Origin of the sequence: Pseudomonas sp. Irchel s3b6, assembly GCF_900187415.1 — a bacterium.
Taxonomy (GTDB): domain Bacteria; phylum Pseudomonadota; class Gammaproteobacteria; order Pseudomonadales; family Pseudomonadaceae; genus Aquipseudomonas.
The window spans coordinates 33,185-59,751 of sequence record NZ_FYDM01000002.1 but is presented as its reverse complement, the minus strand read 5'-3'; the positions used below and the strand labels follow the sequence as shown (position 1 = coordinate 59,751).

Genomic DNA, 26,567 nt, shown 5'->3' with positions numbered 1-26,567 from the left:
GGCGAAATCATGAAGACAACCATCGAATTGCCTCTCCTGCCATTGCGTGATGTCGTGGTTTATCCGCACATGGTTATCCCGCTGTTCGTGGGGCGCGAGAAATCCATCGAAGCCCTCGAGGCCGCGATGACGGGCGAGAAGCAGATCCTTCTGCTGGCCCAGAGAAACCCTGCTGACGACGATCCCGGTGAAGACGCACTTTACCGTGTAGGTACCATCGCGACCGTTCTGCAGTTGCTCAAGTTGCCTGACGGCACCGTCAAGGTGCTGGTCGAAGGCGAGCAGCGCGGCGCCGTCGAGCGTTTCATGGAAGTGGACGGCCACTGCCGTGCCGAAGTTTCGCTGATTGACGAGGTCGACGCGCCCGAGCGCGAGTCGGAAGTGTTTGTCCGCAGTTTGCTGTCGCAGTTCGAACAATACGTTCAATTGGGCAAGAAGGTTCCCGCCGAAGTCCTGTCGTCGCTCAACAGCATCGATGAGCCTGGCCGCCTGGTCGATACCATGGCCGCCCATATGGCGCTGAAAATCGAGCAGAAGCAGGAAATCCTCGAGATTCTCGATTTGTCGGCCCGGGTCGAGCACGTCCTGGCATTGCTGGATGCCGAAATCGACCTGCTGCAAGTCGAAAAACGTATTCGTGGCCGCGTCAAAAAGCAAATGGAGCGCAGTCAGCGCGAGTACTACCTGAATGAGCAGATGAAGGCCATTCAGAAAGAGCTCGGCGACAGCGAGGAAGGCCACAACGAAGTCGAAGAGCTGAAAAAGCGCATCGATGCCGCAGGCCTGCCAAAGGATGCCCTGGCCAAAGCCCAGGCTGAGCTGAACAAACTCAAGCAAATGTCGCCGATGTCGGCTGAAGCGACCGTGGTGCGCTCCTACATCGACTGGCTGGTGCAGGTGCCGTGGAAGGCACAGAGCAAGGTGCGTCTGGACCTGGCCCGCGCAGAAGACATTCTCGATGCCGACCACTATGGTCTGGAAGAAGTCAAAGAGCGGATTCTCGAATACCTCGCCGTGCAAAAGCGCGTGAAGAAAATTCGCGGTCCGGTGTTGTGCCTGGTTGGCCCTCCGGGTGTAGGCAAGACCTCCCTGGCGGAGTCGATTGCCCACGCGACCAACCGTAAATTTGTCCGCATGGCCTTGGGTGGCGTGCGTGACGAAGCGGAAATTCGTGGTCATCGCCGTACTTACATCGGTTCGATGCCAGGAAGATTGATTCAAAAAATGACAAAGGTGGGCGTGCGCAACCCGCTGTTCCTGCTCGACGAAATCGACAAGATGGGCAGCGACATGCGTGGTGATCCGGCGTCGGCGTTGCTGGAAGTGCTCGATCCCGAGCAGAACCACAATTTCAACGATCACTATCTGGAAGTCGACTACGACTTGTCCGATGTGATGTTCCTGTGCACCTCGAACTCGATGAACATCCCACCGGCATTGCTGGACCGGATGGAAGTGATCCGTCTGCCGGGCTACACCGAAGACGAGAAGATCAACATTGCCGTCAAATACCTTTCGCCTAAACAGATTCAGGCCAACGGCCTGAAAAAAGGCGAGCTGGAATTCGACGCTGAAGCGATCCGCGACATCATTCGCTACTACACCCGCGAAGCCGGTGTACGTGGCCTTGAGCGCCAGATTGCCAAGGTGTGCCGCAAGACGGTCAAAGAGCATGCGCTGGAAAAACGCTTCTCGGTGAAAGTGACCGCCGACATGCTCGAGCACTTCCTCGGTGTGCGCAAATTCCGTTACGGCCTGGCCGAGCAGCAGGATCAGGTGGGCCAGGTCACGGGCCTGGCCTGGACCCAGGTGGGCGGCGAATTGCTGACCATCGAAGCGGCCGTGGTGCCTGGCAAGGGGCAGTTGATCAAGACCGGTTCGCTGGGCGATGTCATGGTCGAATCGATCACTGCGGCCCTGACGGTGGTACGCAGCCGAGCGAAGAGCCTGGGGATCCCGCTGGACTTCCATGAGAAGCGCGACACCCACATCCATATGCCGGAAGGGGCGACGCCCAAGGATGGCCCTAGCGCGGGTGTAGGCATGTGCACGGCGCTGGTATCGGCCCTGACCGGGATTCCGGTGCGCGCCGATGTTGCCATGACCGGTGAAATCACCTTGCGTGGCCAGGTGCTGGCGATCGGTGGCCTGAAGGAAAAACTGTTGGCGGCACACCGTGGCGGGATCAAGACGGTGATCATTCCTGAAGAGAACGTACGCGATTTGAAGGAAATTCCGGACAATATCAAGCAGGATCTGCAGATTAAACCGGTTAAATGGATTGACGAGGTCCTGCAAATTGCGCTGCAATACGCGCCGGAGCCCTTGCCGGATGTGGCTCCCGAGATAGTCGCGAAGGATGAAAAACGCGAGTCTGACTCTAAGGAAAGAATTAGCACGCATTAATACGTATTTGCCTGGGGGGCTTCCTTGACAGTTTTTTAGAGCCCTTGTTATAAAGCGGCTCTTAAGTGTCTGTAGGCCATTCAGCACTCGTTTTTGCTTTCACCAAAAAACTTAGAATCATCTCAAATAGATATAAGGGGACTTAGAGTGAACAAGTCGGAACTGATTGATGCTATCGCTGCATCCGCTGATATCCCGAAAGCTGCTGCTGGCCGTGCGCTGGACGCTGTAATCGAATCCGTCACTGGCGCTCTGAAGGCCGGCGACTCTGTTGTTCTGGTGGGTTTCGGTACTTTCTCCGTCACTGATCGTCCAGCTCGTATCGGCCGTAACCCTCAGACCGGTAAGACTCTGGAAATCGCAGCCGCCAAAAAGCCAGGTTTCAAAGCCGGTAAAGCACTGAAAGAAGCTGTTAACTAAGCCTCACTCGGTTTTTTGCCTATCCGGGTCGGGTCTATGCCTGACTTGGCAGCGGAGCGGTAGTTCGGTCGGCCAGAATACTGGCCTGTCACGCCGGGGGTCGCAGGTTCGAGCCCCGTGTCCGCTCCGCCAGTTACGAGAAGGCGCATCCTCGGATGCGCCTTTCTTCTATCCGGATTCTACCCACGCTCCACGGTTGCCTAATTTTTGAAGTTCAACCGTTTCTGGGGGACGCATGCTGCAGAATATCAGGGACAATTCACAAGGCTGGATTGCCAAGACCATTATCGGGATCATCGTTGTACTGATGGCGTTCACCGGTATCGAGGCCATTTTCCAGGCGACGACCAACAGCCAGGACGCGGCCAAGGTCAATGGTGAAGTCATCAGTCAAAGCGAGCTGAGCCAGGCGGTCGACATGCAACGCCGCCAGCTTATGCAACAACTGGGCAAGGACTTCGATGCTTCCTTGCTCGACGAAAAAATGCTGCGTGAATCGGCGCTCAAGGGCCTGATCGATCGCAAGCTGCTGCTGCAGGGCGCGCAAGATTCGAAATTCGCTTTCTCCGAAGCGGCTTTGGACCAGGTGATCCTGCAAACGCCTGAGTTCCAGGTGGACGGCAAGTTCAACAGCGATCGCTTCGACCAAGTGATCCGTCAGCTGGGTTACAGCCGTATGCAATTCCGCCAGATGCTGGCTCAGGAAATGCTGATTGGCCAGCTGCGCGCGGGCCTGGCGGGCAGCGGTTTTGTCACCGATGCACAGGTACTGGCTTTCGCCCGTCTGGAAAAACAGACCCGCGACTTCGCGACCCTGAACGTCAAGGCAGACCCTGCGGCCGTGAAACTGACCGACGAAGAGGTCAAGGCTTACTACGACGAGCACGCCAAGGAGTTCATGACGCCCGATCAGGTGGTCATCGATTACCTTGAATTGAAGAAGGCCTCCTTCTTTGACCAGGTGACTGTCAACGACGAAGAGCTGCAGGCGGCGTATCAGAAAGAGATTGCCAACCTGGCCGAGCAACGTCGGGCTGCGCACATCCTGATCGAAGTCAACGACAAGGTGAACGAGGCGCAAGCCAAGGCCAAAATCGAGGAAGTTCAGGCACGCCTGGCCAAAGGTGAAAGCTTCGAGGCGCTGGCCAAGGAGTTCTCCCAGGACCCGGGTTCGGCTGGCAACGGCGGTGACCTGGGTTACGCAGGCCAGGGTGTCTACGATCCGGCCTTTGAAACAGCGCTGTATGCGCTGAACAAGGACCAGGTATCGGCGCCGGTTCGTACGGACTACGGTTTCCACCTGATCAAGCTGCTGGGCGTTGAAGCGCCTGAAGTCCCCAGCTTCGACAGCCTGAAAGGCAAGCTGACCCGCGAGGCGAAAACCCAGCAGGTCGAGCAGCGTTTCGTGGAAGTGACCAAGCAACTGGAAGACGCGTCCTTTGAAGCCTCTGATCTGGCGCAGCCTGCGGCGGACCTGAAATTGACCGTCCACACGTCTGCGCCATTCGGCCGTGAAGGCGGTGAGGGTGTGACGGCCAACCGTGCCGTGATCGCTGCGGCGTTCAGCCCGGAAGTGCTGGATGAAGGTGCCAACAGCACCGCCATCGAGCTGGACCCGGAAACGGTCATCGTGCTGCGTGCCAAGGAGCATCGCAAGCCTGAGCAACTGCCGCTGGCCAGCGTCGATGCCGCTATCCGCGGGCAATTGGTCAAGGAGCACGCCAGTGCAGCCGCCAAGACCAAGTCCGATGAGCTGGTTGCCAGCCTGCGCGACGGCAAGACGGCGCTCGACAGCCTGAGCTGGAAAGTCACCGAAGCGGCCACCCGAGGCCAGGAAGGTGTTGACCCGGCCGTGCTGCAAGCCTTGTTCCGCATGCCAAAGCCTGCGGCCAAGGACAAGCCGTCCTTCAGCAGCGTGACCCTGCCTGATGGCAGCCTGGTGATTGTGCGCCTCAATGGCGTGAACGAAGCCGCCGCACCGACTGAAGAAGAGAAGGCTCAGTACCGTCGCTTCCTGGCATCGCGTGTGGGTCAGCAAGACTTTGCTGCCTACCGCAAGCAGCTGGAAAGCGAGGCAGACGTCAAGCGCTTCTGATGCCTGACGTACTGGCTGAGTAACCCGCGAAGACCCCGGCAGTGATGCCGGGGTCTTTTGCTTTGTGCACCTCAAGGCTGGGCGGCGAAGCTACGGGTGTTCGTCGATCATCGGTGTGTGCGACTTTTCCGGAAAATCGTGGTCAGTAGTGGTGTAGCGGGTGCAAGCCACTAATCCATGCGCCGTAACGGGCCGAACTGTTGCACAATACGCCCCGGGTCGTTTTTTTCAGGATGTTCAATGTTCAAATCATTTCATGTGCGTGCCGCCGGGCTGGCGTTGATGCTGGCAGCGGTCGCCGGTTGTTCGAAGGATCAGGCCATCTATGAGCATGAAAACTTCGACGATTCCGGGACGTTTTCGCGCAAGTACCCAGTGACTGATGTGGCGACGTGCGAGGCGGCCCGTCGGGCGTTGCTGAGCCAAGGCTATATCATCACCAGTTCCGATCCGAAACTGATCAGCGGTCACAAGAGCTTTCAGCAGACGGGCGAAACCCACATGGAAATCAGCTTCAATGTGGTCTGTGCCGAGGACAGCAGCCATCACGCGACGATGTTTGCCAACGCCTTGCAGGACCGTTATGCGCTGAAGAAAACCAACAACTCCGCCAGCCTGGGTGTCGGTGTGCTGGGTTCGGTGTCGATGCCGATCGGCTCCTCCGACGACTCGATGGTCAAGGTCGCCAGTGAAACCGTGACCTCCGGGAAGTTTTACGAGCGTTTTTTTGCCTTGGTCGAACTGTTCCTGCCACCTGATGTAAAAAAAGCGGCGCATATTCCCGAGAAGCCAAAGACTGACCTGGGTGTGCCAGAACCCAAGGCTGCCCCCGCCGCGCCGGCACCGGCAGCGGATCCAACGCCCGCCCCAGCCCCGGAACCGACACCCGCGCCGATCATCGAGCCGGCTCCGCCACCGGCAGCCCCTTCGGCCGTCGATCCGGTACCTGCAATGCCCGTGGCGGTTGAGCAGGCACAACCGGTGTCGACGGCTTCCGAACCGGTTGCGGCGCCAACCGAAGCCGCCGCGATCACGCCTGTGACCCATGTCGAGCCAGTGCCTGAGCCCCAAGTCGTGAACTCAAGCGTGTTGCCCGCCCCAAGCGAACCGATCCCTGCCTTGCCGTCCTCCGGCCAGTAATCCGAATCCGGCGTTGCGCAATCGAAGGCTGGTTACGCAGCGTTACTCCAGCGATGCGCGCGCAGGGCGCGCGGGTTGATGTACGTCAACCTCTGTTCGAGTTGTCCCGTGATAAATTCTTCGGTGCCTGCTACGTTTTATCAGCAGGTGCTGGCGTTCACCCGCGTCATTTTTTGTTCATGCGAGCACTTTATGCTGATGGCGAAGGTCAAGGGTTAAACGGTTTTCAACACGACTCAGGAAGGACATCTCAATGGACGATTATCAAGAAGAACTGCTGGAATATCAGGCGTTCGAACTGGACCCGCTGGAACCGGCCGAAGACGCAACGGAGTTGTAAGAGGTACAGCTACAAGCTGCAAGTTTTCAGCTTCAGGCCGATTGCCGGTGACTGCGACGAAACTCGCCGGGTGTCTGGTTGTTCCAGCGCTTGAACGCGCGTTGAAAGGCTTCGGCCGAAGCGAACCCCAGCAGGTAGGCGATCTCGCCAAAGGCCAGTTCGGTGTCGCGGATATAGGTCATGGCCAGATCGCGGCGGGTGTCGTTGAGAATCGCGCGAAACTGCGTGCCTTCTTCGGCGAGCTTGCGCCGCAAGGTCCAGGTCGGCAGTTTCAAGCGCGCCGCCACTTCTTCCAGGTCGGGTTCACGACCACCATTGAGCAACGGTCCCAGCAGCGCGGTGATGCGTTCACGCAGGCTGCGGGTGCGGGTCAATTGCTCCAGTTCCCGTTCACACAGTTGCAACAGGTGTCGCCAGGTACTCGGGCAATGCTCCGGGTTGCGCTGGGCCAGGCTGGCCTGACTGAGGCGTAACTGGTTCTGCTCGGCACCGAACTGCAGCGGGCAATCGCCCAGCAGCGCGTACTGTTCGCGGTAATCCGGTTCGCTGAACTCGATGTCGACCCGCTCGGCACGTAAGGGTTCAGGGCTGACGCTGGACAGTTGCTGCAACCAGCCGGCGATGATCGAATCCACCACAAAGCGGTTGTAGGCGTTGTACGGGCTGATGGAGTAGAACCGTAGCCAGGCCCCCTGTGCGTCCTCATGGAAGCTCGACTGGCCGCGATAGTTGGAGCCGTACAGGGCCTCGAAACGAATCAGGCAGCGGGCCGCCTCGCGGACGGTCGGTGCCTGGGCGGCGGTGATGCCTGCCAGTCCGGCCTGGCTCAGGCGGCTGAGCCGGCCCATGCGCAGGCCCAGCGCCGGGTCGTTCGTCAGCTGGATCGCCGCATGGCCCAGGCGCATGTAGCGCGGAATCGACAAGCGGGCGCCAGCTTCAGCCAGGCGCGCGGCATCGAGGCCGTATTGTTCCAGCAGGGGCTGCGGGTCCAGGTCGTGGCTGCGTATGGCGTCCGCCAGGCTGTGGACGAAGCCGACCGACAGGTCACCGAGGCGCATCGGCAGCGGTTTCATGGGTTACAACCAGATATTGAGCAAGCGCGCACCGCGGGCTTCGCTGTCGCCAACGTGCTGGCCATGGCTGCTCAGGAAGCTTTGCCCCGCGCTGCCCCGGTCCCAGAATTGCCCGCGCAGGAACACGCTGACGCCAGCACTGGCCTGGCTCAATGGTGGCTGGCTGGTCAGCGTCAGGCGATGCCAGGCCTGGCCTTCACTGAGTTCGCCAGGTTTGAGGCCGACATCACCAGGCGTCGGTGAACCCTGATAACCCCGCCAGGGTTTGTCCCAGCCAGAGCGGCCCCTGACAAATGCCGGCACGGCGATCAGCTGTGCGCCCTGGTCGTTGAGTGTGCGGTAGTTGCCGGGGTACCAGCTGTCGTTGCCGATCAGCACACCCAGGCGCCCGGCCGGTGTGTCGACGACTTGCAGTGCGTGCTCGGTGCCTGGCTGGATGTAGCCTTGTCTCTCCGGGTCCGGGTACAACTGGCGCTGTGGCTGGCCCAGGGGCACCCCGTCGCGGCCAAATACCAGGCTGGTGTTGTACAGCGGGCCGCGTCCGACGCGTAGTGTGCCGTCGTTGACGCTCGGTTCGGGCAGCACGATGCTGCCGGCCACCAGGGTCACGCCGAACGCCTTGGCCAGCCCGCCGAACAGGGCCTGGTACTGGCTGGCCATGTCCTTGGCCTTCATGCGCAGGTGCGCGTCATCCAGGCGGTTGTCGCCCTTGGCACTGATCACGGCTCGCACAAAGGATAAAGGATTGCTCACCGCGAGCCAGTTCATGGCTTCCTCAAGCGTGGCGGCCTGGTACAGCTCGTCTTTTTCGCCGCTTAGCATCAGCCAGGTGCCGATGTGTTCGGGCAGCACCACAATGGTCTTTTCGTTGAGCAGGCCTTGTTCGCGTGCGTGCTGCAGATAGGCTGCGAGCTTGCGATGCAGGCGTTCGGGGCTTTGATAATCGGTGGGGAACAGCTCGGGCTGGATGCCCAGCAGATTGCCGCGGTCGCTCGGTACACCCTGATCGACGGCGAGGTTGATCCGCAGGTCGGACAGGTAATGGCCCATCGGGCGTTGCGCTGTCCACATGGCGTAGCTGGTGATGATGGCGAGCAGCGCCATGGAGAAGGTCAGGTACAGAAGTTTGCGCATGGGAAAACAGTCGATGGCCGTGTGCAGGGTTCGGTGCCTAGGGTAGGCCCCAGGCTGGAGAATGCCAAGGGGTGCTGCGCATTTGGATCAATAACTTGTCACTTACGGTCATTGAGTGGCGGCGGGCCTGCTCTTAGTCTGTGCCACATAACCGATGGACGCCCAAGAGCGTCCGCACTTTTTCCGTGATTGCTCGTTGTGGAGTTACCGATGGCCGCCACTCACTACCCGCACCTGTTGGCCCCGCTGGACCTGGGTTTTACTACGTTGCGCAACCGTACCCTGATGGGCTCGATGCACACCGGCCTTGAAGAAAAACCGGGTGGCTTCGAGCGCATGGCGGCGTACTTCGCCGAGCGCGCGCGCGGTGGTGTTGGCTTGATGGTCACCGGCGGTATCGGCCCGAACGACGAGGGCGGCGTTTATTCCGGTGCCGCCAAGCTGACCACCGAGGAGGAAGCGCTCAAGCATCAGATCGTCACCCGGGCCGTGCACGAGGCGGGCGGCAAGATCTGCATGCAGATCCTCCACGCCGGGCGTTATGCCTATAGCCCGAAACAAGTGGCGCCGAGTGCGATCCAGGCACCGATCAACCCGTTCAAGCCAAAGGAGCTGGACGAGGAGGGCATCGAGAAGCAGATCAGCGACTTCGTCACCTGTTCCGTGCTGGCACAAAAGGCCGAGTACGACGGTGTCGAGATCATGGGCTCGGAAGGTTATTTCATTAACCAGTTCCTCGCCGCGCACACCAACCACCGCACCGACCGTTGGGGCGGCAGCTACGAAAATCGTATGCGCCTGCCCGTGGAAATCGTCCGTCGCGTACGGGAAGCGGTAGGCCCGAACTTCATCATCATCTTCCGCCTGTCGATGCTCGACCTGGTGGAAGGCGGCAGTACCTGGGAAGAGATCGTGCAGTTGGCCAAGGCCATCGAGCAGGCTGGCGCGACCCTCATCAACACCGGTATCGGTTGGCACGAAGCGCGTATTCCGACCATCGCCACCAAGGTGCCGCGTGGGGCGTTCAGCAAGGTCACGGCCAAGCTGCGTGGGACGGTCGGCATTCCGCTGATCACCACCAACCGCATCAACACCCCGGAAGTGGCCGAACAGATCCTCGCCGAAGGCGACGCTGACATGGTGTCGATGGCGCGGCCGTTCCTCGCCGACCCGGAGTTCGTCAACAAGGCGGCCGAAGGCCGTAGCGATGAAATCAACACCTGCATCGGCTGCAACCAAGCCTGCCTGGACCACACCTTTGGCGGCAAGTTGACCTCGTGTCTGGTCAACCCGCGGGCCTGCCACGAAACCGAACTCAACTACCTGCCGGTGCAGCAACTCAAGAAGATCGCCGTGGTCGGCGCCGGCCCGGCCGGGTTGTCCGCCGCGACCGTGGCTGCCGAGCGCGGCCACCAGGTGACCCTGTTCGATTCCGCCAGCGAGATCGGCGGCCAGTTCAACATCGCCAAGCGCGTGCCGGGCAAGGAAGAGTTCTTTGAAACCCTGCGTTACTTCAAGCGCAAACTGCAGACCACCCATGTCGAGGTGTGCCTGAACACCCGGGTCGATGTTGCGCAACTGGTGGCCGGCGGATACGACGAGGTGATCCTGGCCACCGGTATCGCACCTCGCGTACCGGCTATTCCAGGCGTCGAGCATGCCAAGGTCCTGAGCTACCTGGACGTGATCCTGGAGCGCAAGCCGGTCGGCAAGAAAGTCGCGGTGATTGGCGCCGGCGGCATCGGTTTTGACGTCTCGGAGTTCCTCGTGCATCAAGGTGTCGCCACCAGCCAGGACCGGGAAGCGTTCTGGAAGGAGTGGGGCATCGACACTCACCTTGAAGCCCGTGGCGGTGTTGCCGGGATCAAGGCGGTGCCCCATGCCCCGGCCCGTGAAGTGTTCCTGCTGCAACGCAAGAAATCCAAGGTCGGCGACGGCCTGGGCAAGACTACCGGCTGGATTCACCGCACAGGCCTGAAGAACAAGCAGGTGCAGATGCTCAACAGTGTCGAGTACCTGAAGATCGATGATGAGGGGTTGCACATTCGCATTGGCGAAGCTGGCGAGCCGCAGGTGTTGCCCGTGGACAACATCGTGATCTGCGCTGGCCAGGATCCGCTGCGTGAGCTGCACGATGGCCTGGTGGCTGCCGGGCAGAATGTGCACCTGATCGGCGGGGCGGATGTCGCGGCCGAGCTGGATGCCAAGCGTGCGATCAATCAGGGTTCGCGCCTGGCGGCCGAGCTGTAACTCAATCCCTGTGGCGAGGGAGCAAGTGCCCTCGCCACGGTGGTAGGTATCCGCAGCCACTCCCTCGCCACACAAGCCGTAGCAGGCTGTTAAAATCCCGGTTCTTTTCTCCCAGAACCGATCCCTCATGCTTTTCCCTCCCCACTGGCTCCCCCAGGCCCCGCTTCAACCCCTGCACCTGGACTGGCTCGCTCGCGCGGGTGTCGAGGTGGCGGTGCTGCGGCTGGATCTCATCGATCCGCTGATCTCGGGCAACAAGTGGTTCAAGTTGATCGAGCACCTGAGGTTCGCCAGCGAAAGCGGGGCCAAGGGTGTCATCAGCCTCGGTGGCGCCTGGTCCAATCACCTGCATGCCCTGGCGGCCGCGGGCAAGCGCTTTGGTTTTGCAACCGTGGGCCTGTTGCGCGGCCATCCCCAGGACACTTCGACGGTGCAGGACTTGCAGGCTTTCGGCATGCAATTGCACTGGTTGGGGTATGGCGGCTATCGGGCTCGGCACCAACCCGGTTTCTGGCAACCGTGGCGGGAGCGCTACCCGGATTTGCATCCGATGCCCGAAGGCGGGGGCACGGTGTTGGGCGCTCGAGGGTGCGGACAGTTATTGGCGTTGGCGGCCGGGCAATTGGAGGCGCTGGGCTGGCCTGACCATGATGGCTGGTGGCTGGCCTGTGGAACCGGCACCACCTTGGCCGGCCTGGTGCTGGCGGAGGCCGGCAGGCACCCCGTACTGGGTGTGCTGGCCGTGCCGGATGATCATGGCGTGGCGCAGCAGGTCGACGGGATATTGAGTGAGTGTGGGATGCCCGACGGAGGCTATGAGCTGTTCGATGGCAGTCGTGGTGGCTTTGCCAAGGTCGATCCGACATTGCTGGCGTTCATTGACGCCACCGAACGGGCCAGTGGTATTCCGCTGGAACCCTTGTACACCGGCAAGGCGTTGTTGGCGCTCAAGCAGCAGGTGGAGTCTGGACGCTTTGCCACCGGGACGCGCTTGATCTTCATCCACACGGGTGGCCTGCAGGGTCGTCGGGGCTTGAGTTCGTAGGGCACAAGCGGGCACGGTGCGTGTGGCGAGGGCGCGGGGTCCCTCGCCAGAGCGTGGCGTCGGTGCTCAGCCGCGTTTAGGCAGCATCCGCAGCAGCGTGTTGTCGCGGTACACGTAGTGGTGAGCCAGGCCAGCCACCGCGTGCAGGCCGATCAGCCAATAGCCGATAGTGCCGCCCAGGACGTGCCAGCCCTCGATCTGTTTGGCCAGGTCCTTGTTTTCATCGATCAGCAGCGGCAAGTCGACGCCGTAGAACATCACCTGATGGCCTGCGGCGCTGGTAATCAGCCAGCCTAGAATCGGCATGCTGATCATGAATACATACAGTGCAACATGCATCAGGGTGGCGAGAGCGCTCTGCCATTGCGGCGGCGTCGGCTTGATTTTCGGGGCAACCCCCAGGCTGCGGGCAAGCAGGCGTAGCCAGACCAGCACGAACACCGTCAGGCCGAGCATGAAGTGGGCTTCCTTGATCAGGGTGCGCCCTTCACTGCCCTTGGGAAAGATCCCGCGCAGTTCGATACAAGCGTAAACCACCGCCAGCAGGACCAGCATCAACCAGTGCAATGTGACTGATATCGTGCTGTAGCGTGATTCCAAATTCTTCCATGGCATAGGTATTTCCTCGCTAGTCAGGTCTGAAATTCCCCGCTCTTGTGTGACGGAGTGCGGTCACTGTAATCCTGTTTGCGCGGGTTTGCCTGAGCCAGGTCAGGCTTTTGTCATGCTACGAGCGCTCTGCGACGGGTGTTCTGGTCAAAAAAAACGCCAGCCCGGTTCAGGGGTTGGTGCTGCTCGAACGTCCCGGGACAGTTAGCTGCCTTGCGGCATTTCGCCCTTGGCCAGGCGTTTGTTGATGTCGGCAATCACTTCTGGCAGGTCCGTGATGGTGTCGATCATGTAGTGCGGGCGCGAGCCTTCGAACAGGGCGTGAATGCGTTTGCGTTCACTGGCCAGGGTGTCGCTGGCCAGCGCACGATAGCCTTCGTACGTCAGGCCCAGGGCGTTGCCCGAGCAGATCAGCGCAACGGTCCACATGCCGGCACGCCGACCTTCGAGGATACCGGGCACCGTGTCGTCGATCTTCACGCAGGCGGCGACGTCGTCGATCCCCAGGGCAATCACGTTGGCCAGCGCCTGGGCCGGCCATGGGCGGCCGTTGGGTACTTCGTCGGTGGCCACCACGTGATCAGCCACGTAACCATTGGTGGCGGCCAGCTCCACGACCTTGTCCATCACCTGCTTGGGGTAGCCGGAGCACGAGCCGATCTTGATCCCTTGCTGGCGCAGTTGGGCGATGGTGTCCAGGGCGCCTGGAATCAGTGCCGAGTGTTCGGCGATTTTTTCGATTTGCAGGGGCATGAAGCGTTGGTAGATGGCGGTCACGTCAGCGTCGGTCGGTGTGCGCCCGAAGACCTGGCGATAGCGCTCGGCCACCTGCGGTTGATCGCACAGGGTGCGGATGTGGTCCCACTTGCCCATGCCCATCGGCCCACGGGCTTCTTCGATGGAGACCTGGACGTCGAATTCGGCGAAGGCCTCGACGAAAATCTGGGTCGGGGCAAATGAGCCGAAATCGACCACGGTGCCGGCCCAGTCGAGGATGGCGGCTTGCAGTTGGGTTGGGTTGTTGTAGTTCATGGCACGGATGTCCTGTAGGGGCTGGCTTGCCAGCGAAGATCGTTGATGACTCGTGTTTGCTGGATAAACGCGGTGCTGTCGAGTCCGTCGCTGGCAAGCCAGCGCCTGCAACAGTCGGTGCGTCAGCGGGGTCAGATGTCGAGCACTTCCATTTCGCGCAGTACTTCAGCGACCGCGGCAACGGCGGCTCGCATCTCGGTACCGTTGACGTGACCGATGCAGCCGACGCGGAAGGTTTCGACTTGGGTCAATTTGCCCGGGTAGAGGATGTAACCCTTGGCCTTGACCCGTTCGTAGAACTCCTTGAACTGGTAGCGCGGGTCCTTCGGTGCGTGGAAGGTGACGATGATCGGCGCCTGGATGCTGGCTGGCAGGAAGCTGCGCAGGCCCAGTTTGCTCATTTCTTCGAGCAGCACCCGGCAGTTGCTCGCGTAACGCTGATGCCGCGCCGGCAGGCCGCCTTCTTCGTTGTATTGCAGCAGTGCTTCGTGCAGGGCGGCGACCACATGGGTTGGCGGGGTGAAACGCCACTGACCGGTCCTGGCCATGTAGGTGTGCTGGTCGAACAGGTCCATCGCCAGGGAGTGGGAGTTACCGGCGGCATTGGCCAATGCGGCCTTGTTGGCGAAGACGAAGCCCATGCCCGGCACGCCTTCCAGGCATTTGCCGCTGGCCGCGATCAGGGCATCGAAAGGAACCTGGCGAGCGTCGATGGGCAGCGCGCCAAACGAGCTCATGGCGTCGATGATCAGGCGTTTACCGTGCCCGGCGATGACCTGGGCGATGTCCGGCAGCGGGTTGAGAATCCCGGTGCTGGTCTCACAGTGAATCAACGCCACGTGGGTGATGCTGTTGTCGGCGCGCAGCAGGCGGTCGACGTCGGCGGCCGTGGTCGGTTCGTCTTCGGCGGTTTCGAAGGCGCTGAACGAACGGCCCAGCACTTCGCAGATTTTCGCCAGGCGTTTGCCATAGGCACCGTTGATCAGCACCAGGACCTTGCCGTCCCGTGGCACCAGGGTGCCGATGGCCGCTTCGACGGCGAAGGTGCCGCTGCCTTGCAAGGGGACGCAGTGGTGGCTGTCGGTGCTGTTGACGATGGTCAGCAGTTGTTCGCACAGGCTGGCGGTCAATTGGTTGAAGCGGTCATCCCATGAGCCCCAGTCGACCATCATCGCCTGGCGGGTGCGGGCCGATGTGGTCAGTGGGCCGGGGGTGAGCAGGATGGGGTCGGCAGTACTCATTCACGTGTCCTCGCATTCAATGGGATGAAGCTACGGGACATAAATTGCAATTTGGTGTGCCATCAATCAAATTGTTTGTTGTTATGCCAACCATCAGTAAGGGTTATTCATGAATCTGTTCCAGCTTCGTGCATTTGATGCCGTGGCCCGTGAAGGCAGCTTTACCCGGGCCGCTGCCCGCTTGTTTATCAGCCAGCCGGCGGTCACTGGGCACATCAAGGCACTGGAGGAGCACTACCAGATCACACTGTTGCGGCGTACCGCGCGGCGGGTCGAGCTGACGGAGGAGGGCACCAAGCTGGCGGCGATCACCCGGGCCATGTTTGGCCTGGCCGAGGAAGCGCAGGTGATGCTCGAAGCCAATCGGCAGTTGCTGACCGGACGCCTGGAAGTGGCGGCGGACGGCCCGCACATGGTGATGCCGATGCTGGCCAGCCTGCGGGCGCGGTATCCGGGAATCACGGTCAACCTGCGCCTGGGCAATGCCCAGGAAACCCTGGCGGCGCTGTTGTCCGAGCATGCTGATGTGGCGGTGCTGACAGAGGTCGAGCCGCGCAAAGGGTTGCACCTGCAAGCCTTGAGCGAATCGCGGATCTGCGCCCTGGTGCCGGATAACCACCCTTGGGCCGCACTGGAGCGGGGGGTAGCGCTCAAGCAACTGGATCAGGTGATCATGGTGTTGCGCGAGCCGAGCTCGATTACCCGCCGCACCTTCGATGACGCCTGTGTTCAGGCGAAGGTCAATCCACGGGTGTTGCTGGAGCTGGACAGTCGCGAGGCGGTCACCGAAGCCGTCGCCGCCCAACTGGGGGTGGGGGTGGTGTCGTCGGTGGAAGTCAGTCACGACCCACGGGTGCGGGCGGTGCCGATCCTGGGCGACGGGCTGGTGAACCGGCACATGATCGGCTGCATGGAGCGACGCCGGGATTTGCGCTTGATCCAGGCATTCTTTGGCCTGGCACCAGGGGGATAGCGCGCGATGCGGCCTTTGCGGGCAGGCGGGACCTGTCTACTCCAGGCTTTCGCGCACCATCTGCAGGAACGTCGCCACCACCCGTCGCGTACAAGGAGCCCGCGGAGGACCATGGCCGGCGGCCACGCCATCTGGACGTGCGGCTGGCCAGGTTTGCCGTCGCGGCCGGCAAGGCGGACAAGGGTTAGTGTCCGGGGCGGTTCACCAGCCAGTCGAACAGCAACTGGTTGTCGACCCCGCGCTGGTGTGCCCTGGCCGCTTTGGCGCTGTCGATGAAATCCAGGCGCTGCTCACTTGTCCAGTATTGCTGGAAGTAGTCAGCCAGTGCCACGCATTGCCCCGGATACAGCAGGCAGAGTTGCTCCGGCGTGCGGGCATATTCGTGGGCCAGCTGTCTTTTCTGCTTGGTCGTCAGTGACAGGTTGCCTGATGCCTGGCTGCGGCCTTCCATGATCACGGCATCACGGTTGAGACCGTCCAGCTCCTTGAGGCCGGGGCGGGGCGTGCGCACGATGTACCAGATGGTGTCGGACAGTCGTCGGGCAGTGGAGGGTGGTTGTTCGAACAGATAGATCTCGCCGCTCCAGCCGGTGGCGTGTTCCGCCAGCCTATCGGTGTCGTCGACATGTTCGCAGGCAGCCGGCGGGGCGCTTGAGGGCTGCGCAGGGCTGATCATGGGGCCGGACAGGGTGATGGCGGTCGGCGTCAGATGCAGGACATTGCCATTGGCGCTCAGGCTGATGGGCTGATCTTCAATCTTTTGCGCGGACTCGTCTGGCGCAGCACCGGTGAAGTCGCCCAGCAGCACAGGCCGGTCGGGGTCGGCATCGAGAAAGGCGACCTGCACCTCGTTGCCGCCCAAGGGCAGTCGAGGCTGCCCGCTGCCGGTGTGCACAAGGGACAACCAAATGCCGCCCGCGCCTGGTCCGCCGGACTGCTGCGGCCACAGGCAGACCTCAATCCGCCCTTGAGCGTCGAGCGCGGCGGGTTTGCCGGCCGGCCCCATGACACAACCAACCTGATAGCCGCTGATACATGGCTTGGGATGGGTCAGGGCTGGCCTGAATTCGGTGGCCCAGGGAATGGCGGTGAACTGATTGCCATAGCCTGTCGGCTGTTCCGGCCAGGGGCTGTCCACACCGGGCTGTTGTCCAACGTGATGGACATCGCAGAGCAGCCATTGATCGTTGAGTGCCGCCACGGGATGGCCGCTGACCTGCAGCGTCCGGCCACTGCGCAGTTCGGGCTGGGTGCTGTGGCCCTGCACTCGACGCTGCCGGCAACGTGTGCGCTCAAGTGCCCGGCGTCCCAACTGGTTGCGACGCGTGAGCAAAGGGTCGATTCGGCCCGGCGCAGACGGCGTGTCGAGGGGCGCCTGATTGGCGGCGTCGGCGGGCGTAGGGAGCACGCCGAGGTTGTCGGCGCGCGGCTGGAAACCGGCCTGCGGTTCGCCGAAGGGCCGGTCATGACACTCGGACAGTTGGGTGATCTGCGACGGGTCGGCACTGTGTGCGGCGAGGTGAAAGGTGGTCTCGACCGGAGGCAGGGCAAAGCTTGTGCTGTCCTCGGCGAACACCAGGACGTGCCGGTCAGGGTGGTGTTCAAAGTGAAAATGCAGGCCTTCCTCTTCGCACAACCGGTGCAGCAGGTGCAGGTCGGTTTCATCGTACTGGATGCAGAACTCGCGCAGCGGATACTCACCGTTAGGCAGTTCGAACCGATAACTGTCGCCTGGCAGTCTGTGTTCGTTGAGCAACTGGCGCAACAGCCCTGGCACGCTCAGTTGCCGGAACACCCGGCGTCGGGGCTGCTGTTCCAGCGTCTGCAGCCGGGGTGCCAGCTTCAGGTTGTAGCCGATCTGCTGCGCGCCTTCGTAGTGCAGGCCGGCGCTGTGGACGATGCCGTGTAGGCCGGTGTCGCGGCTCATCTCGAGCCATGCCGGCTGGTGCAGCAAGTGCTCCAGCGCCATGGCCGGTATGGGGCCGAGCATTTCAACCTCGAACCGATAGACCTGATTCAGGGCTTCGTGACCGCTGAACTGGCGGACCGGGAAACTCAAGCCGAGCTCGGTGAGCGTCAGGGTGAAGGGGCTTTCCTTGTCGTTGTGCATCAAAGACTCTTCTGCCATGAGGTGCGGGGGCATAGAGGTTACGAAACACTGGCCATCAATAGTCGGCCAAGGCGGTTTTTCGGAAATACCCTACAACGGCTGGTGAGGATGTCGATCACTGACAACACTTTTTGGTCGATTGCCAACTTTTTGCCGTATAAACTTGCGCAAAGCGTCGGCCAATAGTTGTCTCGGCGCCACAGATCAAGAGAGTGAGTAATGGGCGCACAGTGGAAGGTTAAACACAAAGAAGCGGCAGCCAACGCCAAGGGCAAGATCTTCGGTAAGTTGGTGAAAGAAATCACCATTGCTGCGCGTAACGGCGCCGATATCGCGACCAACGCGCACCTGCGTCTAGTGGTCGAGCAGGCTAAAAAGGCCTCGATGCCCCGTGAGACCCTGGAACGCGCCATCAAGAAAGGCTCCGGCCAACTGGGCGAAACCGTTCAGTACCATCGTGTAACCTACGAAGGTTTTGCACCGCACCAGGTGCCGCTGATCGTTGAGTGTGTGACCGACAACATCAACCGCACCGTGGCTGAAATCCGCGTGGCGTTCCGCAAGGGGCAACTGGGGGCTTCCGGTTCCGTAGCCTGGGACTTCGACCACGTCGGCATGATCGAGGCGTCCCCGGACACCCCTGACGCCGATCCGGAAATGGCCGCCATCGAAGCCGGTGCGCAGGATTTCGAGCCGGCGGAGGACGGTGCGACCTTGTTCATCACCGAAGCCACCGACCTGGATGCCGTGCAGAAGGCGTTGCCTGAGCAAGGCTTCACCGTGTTGTCGGCGAAACTGGGTTACAAGCCAAAGAACCCGGTCAGCGGCTTGACCGACGCGCAAATGGAAGAAGTCGAAGCCTTCCTCGAAGGCCTGGATAACCACGACGACGTGCAGGACATGTTTGTCGGCCTGGCGGGCTGAATCCGACCTGACCCGTGGCGAGGGAGCACGCTCCCTTGCCACGTGGCGTGTGCGCCGCTAGCGACTTGAGTCGCAGGCGGCCAACGCTTCCACGATCTCGCTGAAACCCGGTCGGGCCAGGACATCTGGCTGACAGCAGCGCGTGTGCAATTGCTCCAGTCCCACCCGACCTGCCTGGCTCAACCCCGAGTCGACCCGCTCCAGCAACTCACCCAGCAGAATCCCGAAGGCCCGCACTTCGATGCGTTGCAGCGCCCGGGTCTCCAGGGTATCGGCGGTAGCGTGGAAAGACGCTGCACCAAAGTCCCCGAGCAGGCACTCGCCGCGCTCATTGCACAGCGTGTTGTGGCCGTAGAGGTCGCCATGGGTAATGCCTTGCCGATGCAGGTGCGCAGCAGCCGAGGCGATGCCTGCGGCAATGTTCAACGCCACGGCAGCACTCAGGCGCAGGTCGTCGGTGTACACGTCACGGCTGCAAGAGGCCAGGCTGGGCAGGTCGGCCAGGTTGCGGTAGCTCGGGTCGACCAAGTGCATCACCAGCCCGGCCTGGGCTTGGGGATGGTCGACGAGGCGCCCATGGACGCGAATCAGGTTCGGATGAATGCCGGCGGTGATGCAGGCGTTCATTTCATGCAGCGGTGAGCCGTCGCTGGTCATGTGCCCTTTGTAGAGTTTTACCGCGACCGGTTGCGCCGGTTGTGCAGGGGGCTGCCATTGCGCCCGATGAATGACTCCGCTGGCGCCTTCACCCAGCGGCTGCTGCAGGTGCACGTGGGGCCAGGGAATGTTCGCCGTGGTCTCAAGGGCGCTGGCGCAGGCCTCGGTTTCCAACGGGTTGCCGGCGTAGGCCAGCCAGGCCAGTGCCGGCAAGGTCAGCAGCCACTGTGGCAATTCGGTCAACTGGTTGGCAGCGATGCGGATCAGTTCCAGCTGATGGCACTGGCTCAAGCTGGCGGGCAGGTGTCGCAGGCGATTACCCGCAAGCATCAGTTTTTGCAGGAGCGGGCGTTCGCCCAGCTCACTCGGCAACTCGCCGATGTGGTTGTCGGTCAGGATCAACCAACGCAGCAGCGGCGGCAGGGCGGCGGCAGGGACCCGCTCCAGCTGATTGGACTTGAACCCGATCATGCTCAGTTGCGCGCACTGGCCCAGGCACTCCGGCAGTTCAGTGAAGCGGTTGTTCGAGCAGAACAGCACGCGCAAACGGGTCAGGCGGTGCAGGTCATCGGGCAAGCGCTCCAGGGCGTTGCCGCTGAGGTTGAGCACTTCCAGCGAGTCCGCCAGGTCGAAGATTTCCTCGGGGAACTCCGTCAGGCCACACGACAGGTCCAGACGTTTGAGGCCTGCGAGCGCTCCGGCTCGCAGTTGTGCAAGGGTATGCATGGACAGATCCAACCAGTGAAAAGAGAGCAGTGTGTCGCCCTGACAGGCGTGGCCATGATAGCGGCAAATACCGGCTCAGCGGCGTAATGCCAGCTTGGGACGTCGAACACTTATCCCGTGGCGAGCGAGCTTGCTCGCGCTGGTCTGCGCAGCAGGCCAAAAACGGCTCACCGGATGTTATCTGAAAGACTGCACAGTCTTCTCAGGGCCGCTTCGCGCCGTAACGGGAGCAAGCTCCCTCACCACGGAAATCGCGCTCACCCAGAGGATCAGGAGCTTGTCCTGGTCGTACAGCACATCGATCAGGTTGATGAAACGCTGTTGAACGGCAATTTAGCGCAACGGCATTCTGGACGTCGGGTTCTAGAACCGCAGCGTCTGCTTGATCACTTGGGTGGCCGGGCCCCGGGCTTCGCTGACCATTGCATAGTTGTACCCGGCCCCTGACCAGTACTGCGCCTGCAATTCACCGTCGCTGCGACTGCCACGGGGCAACAGATTGTTCCGGGGGCCGGGTGGCCGAATGTAGAAACTGATCTTGCTGCCCTGCGGGTTCTCGTACATCACCATGGCCGCCGGGCCTTGATCGGTGCTCAGCAAACGCCCGCTGACCGGTTTGAACCCTGAGGGGGAGAGGTCCGGCAGGCGATTGGCCCGGGTGAAGTAATGGTCAAGCCAACCTTGTACGTCGCCGTCGTCCGCGACCTTGTAATCGGCCGGCAGAATGCCTTGCTGGGCGAACATCCGATACGCCTGCATCGCGTCGGTCATCGGCGGTGTGCTCCCGGTCAGGCTCATCTCGCGTGCTTGCCAGCCACTCAGGCCACCGACACTGACCGCGATCAGCAGCACCGCGGCACTGGCCAGATGACGCCGGGACTGGCGTTTGAGGTGTTGGCGAATCATGCCGGGGTCCAGGTCCGGGTTGGCCGGTTGCTGCATTGCTCCGCCCAACGCGGCGCGCAGTTGCTGGGCGTCCTGCTGCCAGGCGCGGACCTGGACGGTCATCTGCGGATTGGCCGCCAGCCAGGTTTCCACCAGGCGCCGGTCGGCCTCGTTGAGTTGGTGGTCGACGTAGGCGTGCAGGTCATTGACCTCGGGGGGCATGCTGATCATTTGAGTATCCGCAGAGTAGGGCTGCTGATTTCGCCATCGCTGAGCTGGCGCAAGGCTTGGCGCGCGCGGGACAGGCGAGACATCACGGTACCGGTGGGGACGTCGAGGATCTCGGCGACCTCTTTGTAACTCAAGCCTTCCACCGAAACCCAGAGCAACAGCGCGCGTTGTTCGGTGGGCAGTCGGTCGAAGGCTTCCAGTGTCGATTGCGCGATGACGGTGCGTTCCAGCGAAGGCTGTGGGTCATCGCGCCCGGTGAAAAATTCCAGCATCCGGGCATAGCGCCTCGAGCGACGGTGGGCATCGAGAAATTGCCGATACAGGATCGCGAACAGCCACGCGCGCACGTCGCCTTCCGGGCGCTTGCTCCCCCAGCTCGACAGTGCGCGTTCCAGCGACGATTGCACCAGATCGTCAGCGTTGCCGGGATGGCGTGTCAGGGACACGGCAAAGCGCCGCAGCCTGGGGATGAGTTCACGTAACTGTTCGTCGAGCGGGTTCATGGTGGGCTGGCCAGTCACTGTGTTGGGGACCCGGGAGACGCTTGGCAAGGGAGGTTATTCCAGCCGCGGAAAAATAAACACCATGCCAATGGAATAAACCGGCAGCGCTTTCGTCTGATTGATCCTTCCCACAGGCCCGCTGCGGCCCTGGAGTCTTTTATGGTTGATCATGCACCGCCACCCGACAAAATACCCCTGAGCCCTGGGAGCCTGATCCTGCGCCTGGCGGGGATCTGCGTGGTGATTGCGGCCTTGGCCGGGGCCTTTGCCTACGTCAATGGCACACTGGACCCACAGCGTCTGACCCCCAAGGCGCTGGTCAATGTGCTGGAGACCAACAACGGTGTTCACCCAGGCTTTCGACGCAATCACGCCAAAGGGGTGTGCGTGATCGGTTACTTCGAAAACTCCGGAGAGGCGCGTCAGTATTCCACTGCGCAGGTCTTCAGCGCGGCATGGACGCCGGTGGTTGGGCGCTTTGCGTTGCCCAGTGGTAACCCCTACGCCCCTGACAGCAGTGTGCCGATCCGCAGCCTGGCGTTGCGTTTCACCCAGGCCAACGGCCAGCAATGGCGCACGGGCATGAACAGCATGCCGGTGTTCCCGGTGGGGACGCCTGAAGCCTTCCTTCAGTTGCAACAGGTGCAGACCCCCGATCCCGCGACTGGCAAACCTGATCCGGCCGCCGCACCGGCATTTTTCGCCGCGCACCCGGAAACCGCGCCCTTCCTGAAATGGGTGAAGTCGACCAGGCCTTCGGCCAGTTACGCGACCGAGAGCTATAACGGCATTAACGCGTTCTACCTGGTCAACGCAGCAGGTCAGCGCCAGGCGGTACGCTGGGGCGTGGTGCCCGTCACCCGGGACGCTGCGGGCGCCAGTGCACCGCAAGGCGCGGACTTCCTGGAACAGGACTTGCTCCAGCGCTTGAGCAGCGGCCCTTTGCGTTGGCAGTTGAACATCACGCTGGCGGCGCCCTCGGACCCGACCCATGACGCGAGCAAGGCGTGGCCTGCCGACCGCACCGTCCTGAATGCCGGGACCCTGGTCCTGGAGCGTGCCCAGGCGCAGGACAGCGGCGAATGCCGCGACATCAACTACGACCCGCTGATCTTGCCGGCAGGCATCGAAGGCTCGGATGACCCGCTGTTGGCGGCGCGTTCAGCGGTCTACGCCAACTCCTACCTGCGGCGTACCCAGGAAGTCAGCCAGTTGCCCACCGCCAGACAGGAGCCTGCACAATGAGCGCGTACCCGAACCACTTTGCGCCGCTGGCGCGGCTGCTGCACTGGCTGATGGCATTGATGATCATCGCGATGTTGTTTATCGGCGCCGGTATGGTCGCCTCGGTGTCCGAGCGCCATGCCTGGCTGATCCACCTGCACAAGCCCTTGGGCATCGCGATCCTGCTGTTGGTGATCGTGCGACTGGTGGTGCGCTTTTCGACTCGCCAGCCACCGTTGCCCGCCGATTTGCCGGCCTGGCAGGTACTGGCGGCCAGGGCCTCCCATGTGTTGCTGTATGCCTTGATGCTGACCTTGCCGCTGCTGGGCTGGGCGATGATTTCGGCGGCAGGCGACCCGGTGATGCTCGCCAGTGCCTGGCAGCTGCCGTCGATTGTGCCGGCCAATACCGCGCTGTTTGCCTTCCTGCGCAAGGCTCACGGCTATCTGGCGTACCTGCTGTTCCTGACCGTGCTGGTGCATCTGGCCGCGGCGCTGTTCCATGGCTGGGTGCGCCGTGACGGCGTGTTGCAGAGCATGTTGGCTGGCAAGGATCACTGATCGGGCAGGGCGGTGCAGCGTTGCGTTGCACCGCTGTTATCAGGCCTTTGGAACTGCGCTCCCAGGACGGGCGCTTGCTGGGGCCGGAGGATTGCCGGCGGATCGCGGCGTCTGAGTGAGGTCATGGCGGCATGTCGTGGAGGCATGCCGCCATGCCAGGGGATCAGCGCAAGGCGCCGACCATATCGGCCACCGTCGACAAGACATCCTTGCCCAACTGCATCGAACGTTTGCCGGACCAGCCGGTGTGGGCGTTGGGGGCGTCGTTGTTGTCCTTGAACGGCATTTCCAGGGTCAGCGACAGGCAGTCGAACTGTTCGCCGACGCTGTTGCAGGCCAGGGTCATGTTGGCCTTGCCCGGCTCGTCACGGGTATAGCCGTGGGTGGTCTGGAAATCGCGGGTCTTGTGTTTGAGGTGGCTGCGGAAATGCTCCTCAAGCTTTGCAATCCGTGGCGTATAGCCCGGGTTGCCTTCACATCCGGCGGTAAACACGTAGGGGATTTCTTCATCGCCGTGGATATCGAGGAACAGGTCGACGCCGTACTTTTCCATTTGCTGCTGTACGAAGAACACTTCCGGGCTGATGTCCGGGCTGGCGCTCTGCCAGGCGCGGTTGAGGTCCTGGCCCATGGCGTTGGTGCGCAGGTGACCGTGAAAGGCACCGTCCGGGTTCATGTTCGGCACCAGGTACAGGTCGGCGCTGGCCAGTAATTTGTTCAGCTCAGGGTCGTTGTGCTGTTGCAGGCGCTCGATGACCCCTTCCATGAACCACTCGGCCATGTGTTCGCCGGGATGCTGCTGGGCGATGATCCAGACCTTGCGCTGGCCTTCGGCACCACTGCCTTTGCGCAGCAGTTGAATGTCACGACCTTCGATGCTTTTGCCGGTGGCCAGCAACTCGGTGCCGGCCTTGGTCAGCGCTTGTTCGATCAGCCAGTCATGGCGACCGCGGCTGTAGGGTTCAAAGTAGGCAAACCAGGCGTGCGTCTGGGTGGCTTCCAGGCTGAAGCGCAGGCAATCGCCTTCAAAGATCGTCGGGACGCGGAACCAGTTCACGTGGTCGTAGGAGGCTACGGCCTGATAACCGTCCCAGGCTTTGTTGTACGAGGATTTGCTGGCGTTGTTCAGGCGAAACCAGTGCTCCTGCCCCACATGCAGGCCGCTGGCCTTGAAATGAAACCATTGGAAGTGCTGACTGCGGGTATCGGGCTTGATGGCCAGCAAGGCCTGTAACGGATTGCTGAGGTCCAGCACCTCTATGTTGCCGCTGTCGAAATTGGCAGTGATATCAAAGGAGCGTTGAGCCACGGTCATAATCTCATCCTGGATATGATTGTTATGGCGCTTACTTTACACGCAAGGGAGGGGGAAGGCTGAGGGCAATTTGCGGGGTGTTGAGGGGGGGCGTCGTCCTTGACGCAGCCGCAGCTTAGTGACTATGCGATTGATTCTCAAGTGCTATTTTCCATTGCCTGTAAGGCGTCTTCTCACTGCCGTGTTGCAAAAAGATGCTCTTTTGATATCATCCGCGCCATCGAATTCAGCAGTACCCGACTTCATTAGCCTGAAGCCAAAGCCAGAATAACTGGCAAAAAAAAGACCCGGCAAAAAGCCGGGTCAAAAACCGTGATTAGCCTGATGAGGAGATATTCGAAGAGTCCGACCTAAGGTCTCTTGGGATATCGACTGATCTCGCGACCAGCTGATGCAATAATAATCATTATCGTTTGCAAGTCAAATGTTTTCACCTGCCTCATAGGAAATATTTTTCCTGTCGCCTTGCAAGACGCCTGCGGTTTGACCTGAAACCCGGCGTTGACGCTAATATTTCCCGCTCAATCCGCTCGATTGCCGTCCAGGGATCGTTCCACCATGGCCTTGGCCATGTCGATCATGTGAACCACCGTCAAGACCAGATCGCGGCTGGCGCCCTGCAGGCTGTTCGCCGACTCGTTGGCGCTCGCCGCTGCACAGCGCAGCAGGCCTGAGGCATGGACCAGGGCTTCCTCGCTGCTGACGTGACGTTTGACGTTGAACAAGCGTTCCGTGACATCCCATTCCGAAACAGTTGGTTTCAAGTAATAGTCGAGGGCGCGCTGGGTAGCGGCACAGTCCTTGAGTGAGGTGAAGCTGGTGTCGATTTCCTGCTCTTGCGGGTTTTTGTCGATGTTATCCATGGTGAGGTCTTACTCCATGAGAGGGGGCGTAGGGTCAGGTCAAATATTAGTACCAATCGTATTTATGACGAAAAATTAAATACTACAATGTGTGTGTTGAGGGTCTGGTCACGGGAAGTATCGTTCCGCCCATGGATAAATGGATTGAATTGGTCAAGGCCAAGATGAGTGAGCTACGGATCACTCAGGAAAAACTCGCTGAACGCCTCGCCATGTCGCAGGGCGGCGTCGGTCATTGGTTGAACAAGCGTCGGCAGCCGAGCCTCGACGACATGAACCGGGTGCTCCGGGAACTGGGAATGGGGTTTCTTGAGGTGGCCCTGGTGATCAGGGAAACCGAGGCGGCGAAAGTCGATGACGAAGCGGATGAGGATGAAATGCCGCTGGCGCAAAAGTACAACCCGTACTTTCGTTACCCGGTGAGCGACTGGCGGGGGCTTTGCGAAGTGCGTGAAACGACAGCACCCACCTACGGCAAGGGGCGCTCCGAATTGTCGGATTACCATGCCCGCGGGCCGGCGTTCTGGCTGGTCGTGGTGGGCGATGCGATGACGGCACCCAGCGGACCGAGCATTGCTCAGGACATGCTGATCCTGGTCGACCCGGCCGTCGAGGCGGTGCCTGGCAAACTGGTGATCGCCCAATGGTCCGGCAGCGCCGAGGCGACCTTCCGCAAGTTGATAGAAGAGGGCGGCCAGCGTTACCTCGTGCCGCTGAACCCGACCTATCCCAAGGCCCTGATGACCGACGACTGCCACATCATCGGCGTGGTGGTGCAGGCTACCGCGAAGTTCTGATCAGCGAGGTCCTG

Annotated in this window: 22 protein-coding genes, 1 tRNA gene and 1 pseudogene; 13 read left to right on the top strand and 11 right to left on the bottom strand. The window is 61.3% G+C overall.

Features of this window, described 5'->3' with window-relative positions; translation table 11 throughout:
- Positions 1-9: 9 nt before the first annotated feature.
- From lon to CKW07_RS03700, 5 genes are all read left to right on the top strand, one after another.
- Entirely contained in the window at positions 10-2,406 is a 2,397-nt protein-coding gene (gene lon / locus CKW07_RS03720) for an endopeptidase La (protein WP_095143662.1), read from the top strand.
- A 147-nt stretch (positions 2,407-2,553) separates the two neighbouring features.
- Entirely contained in the window at positions 2,554-2,826 is a 273-nt protein-coding gene (locus CKW07_RS03715) for an HU family DNA-binding protein (protein WP_002552737.1), read from the top strand.
- A gap of 53 nt (positions 2,827-2,879) precedes the next feature.
- Positions 2,880-2,958, top strand: a tRNA-Asp gene (locus CKW07_RS03710).
- Between the two features lie 103 nt (positions 2,959-3,061).
- The gene (locus tag CKW07_RS03705; protein WP_095143661.1) at positions 3,062-4,921 is read left to right on the top strand and encodes a SurA N-terminal domain-containing protein; all 1,860 of its coding nucleotides are present in this window, start codon (positions 3,062-3,064) and stop codon (positions 4,919-4,921) included.
- A 240-nt stretch (positions 4,922-5,161) separates the two neighbouring features.
- Positions 5,162-6,061, top strand: coding sequence for a DUF2242 domain-containing protein (locus tag CKW07_RS03700; protein WP_095143660.1), 900 nt, complete (start codon positions 5,162-5,164; stop codon positions 6,059-6,061).
- A 372-nt stretch (positions 6,062-6,433) separates the two neighbouring features.
- Here CKW07_RS03700 and CKW07_RS03695 read toward each other — a convergent pair whose 3' ends face one another.
- Positions 6,434-7,474, bottom strand: a complete 1,041-nt coding sequence (locus CKW07_RS03695; RefSeq protein ID WP_095143659.1) for an AraC family transcriptional regulator — start codon at positions 7,472-7,474, stop codon at positions 6,434-6,436.
- A 3-nt stretch (positions 7,475-7,477) separates the two neighbouring features.
- Positions 7,478-8,608 (bottom strand): nitrilase-related carbon-nitrogen hydrolase, encoded by a 1,131-nt coding sequence (locus tag CKW07_RS03690; RefSeq protein ID WP_095143658.1) that lies wholly within the window; start codon positions 8,606-8,608, stop codon positions 7,478-7,480.
- Between the two features lie 210 nt (positions 8,609-8,818).
- On the opposite strand from CKW07_RS03690, the gene CKW07_RS03685 reads away from it, so the two are divergent.
- Positions 8,819-10,858, top strand: coding sequence for an NADPH-dependent 2,4-dienoyl-CoA reductase (locus tag CKW07_RS03685; RefSeq protein ID WP_095143657.1), 2,040 nt, complete (start codon positions 8,819-8,821; stop codon positions 10,856-10,858).
- 127 nt (positions 10,859-10,985) lie between these two features.
- A complete protein-coding gene (locus CKW07_RS03680; protein WP_095143656.1) occupies positions 10,986-11,903 on the top strand; it encodes a 1-aminocyclopropane-1-carboxylate deaminase/D-cysteine desulfhydrase in 918 nt (305 codons plus the stop codon).
- A gap of 66 nt (positions 11,904-11,969) precedes the next feature.
- Here the strand turns inward: CKW07_RS03680 and CKW07_RS03675 are convergent, their stop codons facing one another.
- The 3 genes from CKW07_RS03675 to CKW07_RS03665 form a co-directional block, all read right to left on the bottom strand.
- The gene (locus CKW07_RS03675) at positions 11,970-12,518 is read right to left on the bottom strand and encodes a cytochrome b (protein WP_095143655.1); all 549 of its coding nucleotides are present in this window, start codon (positions 12,516-12,518) and stop codon (positions 11,970-11,972) included.
- A gap of 198 nt (positions 12,519-12,716) precedes the next feature.
- On the bottom strand, positions 12,717-13,544 hold the full coding sequence (phnX, locus tag CKW07_RS03670) for a phosphonoacetaldehyde hydrolase (protein WP_095143654.1): 828 nt from the start codon (positions 13,542-13,544) through the stop codon (positions 12,717-12,719).
- Positions 13,545-13,675: 131 nt separating this feature from the next.
- Positions 13,676-14,785, bottom strand: coding sequence for a 2-aminoethylphosphonate--pyruvate transaminase (locus tag CKW07_RS03665; protein ID WP_095143653.1), 1,110 nt, complete (start codon positions 14,783-14,785; stop codon positions 13,676-13,678).
- A 109-nt stretch (positions 14,786-14,894) separates the two neighbouring features.
- On the opposite strand from CKW07_RS03665, the gene CKW07_RS03660 reads away from it, so the two are divergent.
- On the top strand, positions 14,895-15,758 hold the full coding sequence (locus tag CKW07_RS03660; RefSeq protein WP_095143652.1) for a LysR substrate-binding domain-containing protein: 864 nt from the start codon (positions 14,895-14,897) through the stop codon (positions 15,756-15,758).
- 92 nt (positions 15,759-15,850) lie between these two features.
- Positions 15,851-15,946, top strand: a pseudogene (locus CKW07_RS25610) (hypothetical protein); the annotation flags it as partial.
- Here the strand turns inward: CKW07_RS25610 and CKW07_RS03655 are convergent.
- Positions 15,943-17,868 carry a type VI secretion system Vgr family protein gene (locus CKW07_RS03655; protein ID WP_095143651.1) on the bottom strand — a complete coding sequence of 642 codons (1,926 nt, stop codon included), beginning with the start codon at positions 17,866-17,868 and terminating at the stop codon, positions 15,943-15,945. The pseudogene CKW07_RS25610 and the gene CKW07_RS03655 overlap by 4 nt on opposite strands.
- Positions 17,869-18,087: 219 nt before the next feature.
- Here CKW07_RS03655 and CKW07_RS03650 point away from each other — a divergent pair, with 219 nt between their 5' ends.
- A complete protein-coding gene (locus CKW07_RS03650; RefSeq protein WP_095078906.1) occupies positions 18,088-18,792 on the top strand; it encodes a YebC/PmpR family DNA-binding transcriptional regulator in 705 nt (234 codons plus the stop codon).
- A gap of 57 nt (positions 18,793-18,849) precedes the next feature.
- Here CKW07_RS03650 and CKW07_RS03645 read toward each other — a convergent pair whose 3' ends face one another.
- From CKW07_RS03645 to CKW07_RS03635, 3 genes are all read right to left on the bottom strand, one after another.
- Complete coding sequence (locus CKW07_RS03645; protein WP_095143650.1) at positions 18,850-20,175, bottom strand: leucine-rich repeat-containing protein kinase family protein; 1,326 nt, start codon at positions 20,173-20,175, stop codon at positions 18,850-18,852.
- 363 nt (positions 20,176-20,538) lie between these two features.
- Complete coding sequence (locus CKW07_RS03640; protein ID WP_095143649.1) at positions 20,539-21,291, bottom strand: anti-sigma factor; 753 nt, start codon at positions 21,289-21,291, stop codon at positions 20,539-20,541.
- The gene (locus CKW07_RS03635; RefSeq protein WP_095143648.1) at positions 21,288-21,794 is read right to left on the bottom strand and encodes an RNA polymerase sigma factor; all 507 of its coding nucleotides are present in this window, start codon (positions 21,792-21,794) and stop codon (positions 21,288-21,290) included. The genes CKW07_RS03640 and CKW07_RS03635 overlap by 4 nt, the downstream gene beginning before the upstream one ends.
- A 159-nt stretch (positions 21,795-21,953) precedes the next feature.
- Between CKW07_RS03635 and CKW07_RS03630 the strand changes: the two genes are divergently transcribed.
- Complete coding sequence (locus CKW07_RS03630) at positions 21,954-23,039, top strand: catalase family peroxidase (RefSeq protein ID WP_095143647.1); 1,086 nt, start codon at positions 21,954-21,956, stop codon at positions 23,037-23,039.
- Positions 23,036-23,578, top strand: coding sequence for a cytochrome b (locus CKW07_RS03625; RefSeq protein ID WP_095143646.1), 543 nt, complete (start codon positions 23,036-23,038; stop codon positions 23,576-23,578). Before CKW07_RS03630 ends, CKW07_RS03625 begins: the two co-directional genes overlap by 4 nt.
- Before the next feature lie 163 nt (positions 23,579-23,741).
- On the opposite strand, the gene CKW07_RS03620 is transcribed toward CKW07_RS03625, so the two are convergent.
- Positions 23,742-24,893 (bottom strand): M14-type cytosolic carboxypeptidase, encoded by a 1,152-nt coding sequence (locus CKW07_RS03620; protein ID WP_095143645.1) that lies wholly within the window; start codon positions 24,891-24,893, stop codon positions 23,742-23,744.
- Positions 24,894-25,414: 521 nt separating this feature from the next.
- Complete coding sequence (locus CKW07_RS03615) at positions 25,415-25,756, bottom strand: DUF6124 family protein (RefSeq protein WP_095143644.1); 342 nt, start codon at positions 25,754-25,756, stop codon at positions 25,415-25,417.
- Positions 25,757-25,887: 131 nt separating this feature from the next.
- Between CKW07_RS03615 and CKW07_RS03610 the strand changes: the two genes are divergently transcribed.
- Entirely contained in the window at positions 25,888-26,553 is a 666-nt protein-coding gene (locus CKW07_RS03610) for a S24 family peptidase (RefSeq protein ID WP_095143643.1), read from the top strand.
- Positions 26,554-26,567 lie beyond the last annotated feature (14 nt).